At 46.4% G+C, this 6,268-nt stretch carries 4 protein-coding genes; 1 reads left to right on the plus strand and 3 read right to left on the minus strand.

Features of this window, described 5'->3' with window-relative positions; translation table 11 throughout:
• Nucleotides 1-193 precede the first annotated feature (193 nt).
• Nucleotides 194-970 carry a transporter substrate-binding domain-containing protein gene (locus SHEWPOL2_RS02825; RefSeq protein ID WP_037425870.1) on the plus strand — a complete coding sequence of 259 codons (777 nt, stop codon included), beginning with the start codon at nt 194-196 and terminating at the stop codon, nt 968-970.
• Nucleotides 971-980: 10 nt separating this feature from the next.
• On the opposite strand, the gene SHEWPOL2_RS02830 is transcribed toward SHEWPOL2_RS02825, so the two are convergent.
• The 3 genes from SHEWPOL2_RS02830 to SHEWPOL2_RS02840 form a co-directional block, all read right to left on the minus strand.
• Nucleotides 981-2,084 carry a GTP-binding protein gene (locus SHEWPOL2_RS02830; RefSeq protein WP_037425872.1) on the minus strand — a complete coding sequence of 368 codons (1,104 nt, stop codon included), beginning with the start codon at nt 2,082-2,084 and terminating at the stop codon, nt 981-983.
• Nucleotides 2,085-2,190: 106 nt separating this feature from the next.
• Complete coding sequence (locus tag SHEWPOL2_RS02835) at nt 2,191-3,561, minus strand: DEAD/DEAH box helicase (protein ID WP_037425875.1); 1,371 nt, start codon at nt 3,559-3,561, stop codon at nt 2,191-2,193.
• Nucleotides 3,562-3,762: 201 nt separating this feature from the next.
• Nucleotides 3,763-6,268 (minus strand): EAL domain-containing protein (locus SHEWPOL2_RS02840; RefSeq protein WP_037425878.1); only part of this gene is annotated, 2,506 nt, incomplete at its 5' end.

Consider the following 6,268-nt stretch of genomic DNA (forward strand, 5'->3'; position numbering starts at 1 on the left):
TACCAATCTTTTTATTTAGTTATCTTCCGGTTATTGAGGCACGGTTATCCGCATTGATGACAGGTACGTGCAGATAGGAATCTAAATCAGTGTACAATTTGCTGATATTCAAAGTACGTAACGATTTATTTAACAAACTCCCCTTACTTGCACCACATTCCACTTGGAATGAAGCAACCATCACAGGAATGAAATGGCATTAAAGAACACCTTGCGAAGGTTAGTTTTGCTCACCCTCATTTGCTTAGTCGCCCCTATAAAAGCAGAGGAGCTCTTTGCTGTAGGGACTCGTTTTAGCCAAATTTTTGAACAAAAACCGAACGGCGAATACATCGGCTTAGGGGTAGATATACTCAACCGTTTTGCCCAGCAACAAAAAGTGACCATTCATTATCAAATAGCGCCTTGGCGCCGAGCGCAATCTATGGTCGAGCGCGGCCAAGCAGATATTTTAATTGGCCCCTATTTTTCGGAAGAACGGCAAAAGCACTTAGCCTTCTCGGCCCAACCCTTTTATCGCGATGAAATCGTTTTTTACGCCAGAGTCAATCACCCCACGCCTTGGGATGGTAGTTATGCCAGTATCCATGGATTAAGAATTGGCAAAATGCAAGGCTGGAGTTACGGCTATTTGTTTAACGAACGCACCAAAACGCTCACAATTAATGAATTTGCAGATCTCAAAAGTGGTATTGAACGCTTATCCCGTGGCGATCTCGATTTGCTTGCCACCAACATACGCAATACTCAAGCAATGCTCGCGCAAATCAAAATTCCACAGGCAATCACCCCTATAATGCCAAGAATTGATATCCAAGATGGCTTTATGGCCTTTCCAAAAGACGTAAAATTTCAACCACTTCAACAACGTTTCGATCTATTTATGCAACATATGGTTGAGACAGGCGAATTGGCTACACTGGCAAAAAAACGTGGCGTTACCATTCCCACCTCAATGCTCACCGATTAATCCCCTTCAATTAACCAGCTAAACATTCCATTAAGGCCAGTTCAATGTGGTCCCAATCCAGCTCTTGGGTTGCAATCATTTCGAGCCGAGAATCAACACAATCATCAAGTTCAGTGACAGTCATATCCCCACTGCTCCAATTGATCCCCGCAATACCATCGCTGGTAATCATTACAGCCTTTAACCGCAGTAAAGTAGGATTTGTTTGGGTCTGGAGGGTAATAAGTTGCATTAATTTATCAAAATCAAACTCTTGCATAGGTTCAAATACCCAGCCGCAGCTAAAACAGCCCTCCCCCTGATTTTGCTTACGTACTATGCCACGCGCATCAAACTGGTAGACCTGCTCGCTTGCCTCCTCGGTAAACAGCCCCTGCAAACCCAAAGTGTCGGCAGTGTTACGCAACACACTCCGAGATTGGCTCAATGCGTTAATGCTAACGGCTAGGTTACTGGCCGGTTTAGGTAAATCACGGTGTGGTTGCTTAAGGAGCTCAAGTAATTGAGCCGATAAGCCTTGAGGCGAACTATGCTCCACCACTGGCGTATCATCAAGTTGTAAAGCATTGAGATAATCAGTTAATTCCTGAGCTAATTGCCTGCCCTGCAATGCCTCAAACTCAGGATATAAATCGGTTTTGGTCGCAACGATCACATCGGCTACTTGCAACTGCTGCACAAAATTATCATGTCCGCGGTAGCGTTCATCCATTAATTTACGGGCATCGATTAGGCATAAAGTGCTTTGAAGGCGGATAACATGTTGATAATGGGGCGCACTGAGGACTTTAATAATTTCATTAGGATGCCCAAGTCCCGTAGGTTCAATCAGCAAGCGATCAGGCTTAGCACGAGCAATCAGTTGATTGATTGCCACTTGCGTGGGTACGCCCGCCGCGCAGCACATGCAGCCCCCAGCAACTTCACGAATCTGCACCCCACTGTTGTTTACCTCTAAGAGGCCCGCATCGATACCGACTTCACCAAATTCATTGACTAATATCGCCCAAGTTTCGCCCTCAGGTTTAGTCTTCAAAAGTTGTTTTATAAGCGTTGTTTTACCGACACCTAAAAAACCTGTGATGATATTGGTGGGAATAGCTTTGACGATCATGGACAACACTCGCAGGGTAACGGGCAACGTTTAGGGGCATTCGAGTGTAGGGATATTCTAGTTAAAGCTCAACAAAAAGCGCGCCTTGGGCGCGCTGCGTATTGCACTATTTTACTTTATTGCCGCCCTGCGGCTTACCACCAGAACGCTGAGTTTGAAATGGGCTAAATTTCGCCTTATCTTTTGAATACTTACCCTCGCGGGTAGGAGATTTTCTTGCTCTAGCTTGGCTCTCACTCGACTTTCCAGCAGCACTGACTTTGCCAATAGTGCGATCTTTTGGAGCTTTATAACTCCATTTAGTTTTAGTGGTTGCCGCGGGAGCATCGCGGTAACGTGCAGGCAGTGGCGTGCCCTCCTCGTAACCAGGCTGCACGGTGACAGGGAGTTGCTGGCCAATTAAAGCTTCAATTTCTGCGAGCATTTCATCATCTGCTGGGCTGACAAATGAAATCGCTCGACCTGACAGGCCCGCACGGCCAGTGCGGCCAATACGATGGACATAATCTTCCGCGAGGAAAGGCAACTCTAGGTTTATCACTAAGGGCAGCGCCTGAATATCAAGCCCGCGGGCCGCCACATCGGTTGCCACCAACACGCGCAGTTTTCCGGCTTTAAAATCATCGAGCACACGATTACGCGCCCCTTGGGTTTTATCCCCATGAAACACGCCCGCGCTGATCCCATCGAGTGTTAACTCCTGCAATAAATGCTCAGCGCATTCCTTAGTACTGGCGAACACCAACACTTGGCGCCAATTATTGCGCCCCACCAGCTCAGATAATAACTCTGCTTTGCGACGTTTATCGACCCGATACACTAACTGCTCTACAGTCGATGCCGTGGTATTTTCGGCAACATTAACCCATTCAGGTTGATTGAGCATCTTATGGGAGAGTTGCTTCACCGCATCGCTATAGGTGGCTGAAAACAACATCGTTTGATGTACTGGGGCAATAAGGCGCTTCACCTTTTCAATGTCGCGTACAAAGCCTAAATCGAGCATACGATCCGCTTCGTCGATCACTAAGGTCGTTACACTGGACAGGTCTAAATTGAACTGGCCAATAATATCGAATAGTCGCCCTGGCGTTGCGACGAGGATATCGACGCCCTGCTCGACGCCTTTACGCTGCGGATTCATATTCGCACCGCCATAAACCGCTAAGGTTTTAAGGGGCAAAAACTGGCTATATTTTTGAATATTCGCACAAACTTGAATTGCCAACTCACGGGTTGGCGTCATCACTAAGGCGCGCAGCAAGGGTTTATCGACAGGCTGGGCAGCAAGTTGCTCAAGCACGGGCAAGGCGAAGGAAGCGGTTTTACCTGTTCCAGTCTGAGCACAGGCCATAATATCCTTCCCCGTTAAGGCGAGAGGAATAACCTGTTGTTGCACTTGAGTGAGTTGCTGATAGCCACACTCAGTTATCGCATTCAAAATAGGTGAAGATAAGCCGAGTGTGTCAAATTTCATAGGAACTCTTAGGTGTTAGTCGGTGGAATTGCTCAATGCGCAGCAAAAAAGAGACGAATCGAAGAGATGACTTGTTGTACTCTTCAACATTATTAATTTTCTGCATCATGCCCTTAAATGGGGCCGCGGAGTCTAGCAAAATTCGCGGCGGATTTATAGGCAAAACGTCGCACGCCTGATAAACCTTTCTCGCCTAGGTGTTTATGTCAGCAAATACTTGCTGGCAAACTCACTGGCACTGACGGGTTTAGAGAATAAATAACCTTGGCCATAGTCGCAGCCTGCATTGAGCAACACCTGCCGCTGCGCCTCGGTTTCAACCCCTTCGGCGATGACTTTCATGCCCAATTTATGGGCCATCACAATAATGGCTTCACACAGGGTGTGGTCATTTTCATCCGTATCAATATGACGGGTAAATGATTGATCTATTTTCAAATAGTCGATATCGAATTTCTTCAAATAGGCCAGTGATGAATACCCGGTACCAAAGTCGTCTAAGGAAACTTGCACGCCCGCATCCCGATAGGCTAACAATTTTTCGGTCACGCCCATGCTAGCATCAAGCAATAGCCCCTCGGTAATTTCCACACAAACGCCAGTACCAGTGACATCTAACTGCTGCAGTAATTCAAGCCAACTGTGTAACAGTGTGCCCTCGTCACGGAACTGTATAGGCGATTTGTTAACACTGATCTGAATTTCCACGCCCAACGTCTTGCGCCACTGGGCGCTTTGGCGTGCTGCTTGTTCAAATACCCAGTTACCGATTTCAACAATCAGCCCAGTATCTTCAGCAACGGGAATAAATTCTGCTGGCGATACAGAGCCGCGCTCAGGATGGAACCAGCGCAATAAGGCTTCTGCCTTAGCCACTTCACCAGTCGCCATCGCTACTATCGGTTGATAATGCAGTTCAAATTCTTTATTCAGCACGGCTTGACGGAGATCGTGAATTAATCGCATGCGGTACTTAGCGTATTCCTGCATCGAAGGGGTGAAATAGTTAAAACGGTTGCGGCCTTGATCTTTTGCCGCATACATAGCCTGATCCGCATGTTTAAGTAAACCTTCAATACTGGTCGAATCATCGGGGTAAAGCGTGATACCAATACTGGCGCTAATATAAGCAGTTTCTTCACCTAGCAGATAGGGCTCGGCAATACGCCTTAAAATATGTTCGGCAACTCGTTCAATCCCCTTATGATCAGCCATAGCACTTAATACTACGGTAAACTCATCACCGCCAAGTCGCGCCACCACATCGGCATCCCGCACACAGGATTTTAAGCGACTGGCGGTTTCGATCAGTAATTGATCCCCCATGGCGTGACCTAAGGTATCGTTAACCTCTTTAAAGTAATCGAGATCGAGGAACATCAGCGCAAAGTGATTGCGATTACGGTCGGCATTCTTGATTTCGGCACTTAAATATTCGAGCAACATGCGTCGATTAGGCAGGCCAGTCAAGGTATCGTAGTTGGCTTGTTTCCAGATTAAATGTTCACTTTGTTTTTTATCGGTAATATCAGAAAAAAGCGCAACACGACGATAAGGCAAACCCTCGGCATTATTAATCGTATTAATGGTTAGCCAAATGACATACTCTTCATTATTCTTACGCCGTTGGCGCATTTCCCCCTGCCACTCGCCCTTTTCGCGAATGTCATTATTCATGCGCTGATAAAAATCGTGACCATTAAGGTCGCAATACATCATACGAATATGCTGTCCACGAATTTCAGACTCGCTATAGCCAGTGATATCGGTAAATGCGGCGTTTACGGTAATAATCACTCCGTTTTCATCGAGTACACTCATGGCTTCGGAGCTATTGTTATAAACTAACGCAGAGAGTTTTAAAGACTCTTCAATCAACTTAGCATCGGTGATATCGGTATAAGTACCGCACATTCTGAGCGCATTGTTATCGGCATCACGGCTCACCACTTTACCGGTATCTAAAATCCAGCGGATGTCGCGGTTAAGGGTTTTTAAGCGATATTCCATCTTATGTTGCGGCGTTTCGCCACGAATATGGGCCTCGATAGAATGCAATACTTTGGGCCTATCCTCAGCCACTATCGAGTCCATCCATTGGCGACTATTGGCATTGAGCATATCGATATCGCAGCCTAAAATATCGGCGCTTCGGGCATTTCGCTCGATATGGTCATTACGAATATCCCAGTCCCATACCCCAAGATCGCTACTGCTCAATACCAACTCAAGTTGCTCACGACTGGCGAGCACCTCCATGTCAGCTAATGTTTGCGCCGTGACATCCAAAAAGCCTGCAATCACTAATAATACCTGATGATTTGCGCGCTTACAGGCCACTGTCATATGGGTGTAAACAATCGAGTTATCCTTGGCAATAAAGCGTTTATCTAATTCGTAATTATCGATTTTGCCTTCAAGCATTAGCTCAAACTTTAATAGATCAGCTTCAACATCATCGGGGTGAGTGAGCTGCTTCCAAGTCATATGCAGCAACTCATCCTCTGAGTATTTAAGCATCTGGCATAACCTTGGATTCACCTTGATCCACTTTTGATCGACGCCAGTTATGGCAATCCCAATGTTACCGACGTTGAATTGGCTGCGGAATAAAAAATCATCTTGCAGGCGAATTTGCTCGTCCCGCTCTAGCTCAAAACGGCGAGATAGCAAACGACTTAGCAGCCAGGTAGCAAGGGGATAAATC

The organism is Shewanella sp. POL2, from assembly GCF_000282755.1.
Taxonomy (GTDB): Bacteria; Pseudomonadota; Gammaproteobacteria; order Enterobacterales; family Shewanellaceae; genus Shewanella; species Shewanella xiamenensis.

Coding starts and splice junctions, on each gene's coding strand:
- SHEWPOL2_RS02825 (WP_037425870.1), top strand. CDS start 194: ATGGCATTAAAGAACACCTTGCGAAGGTTAGTTTTGCTCACCCTCATT.
- SHEWPOL2_RS02830 (WP_037425872.1), bottom strand. CDS start 2,084: ATGATCGTCAAAGCTATTCCCACCAATATCATCACAGGTTTTTTAGGT.
- SHEWPOL2_RS02835 (WP_037425875.1), bottom strand. CDS start 3,561: ATGAAATTTGACACACTCGGCTTATCTTCACCTATTTTGAATGCGATA.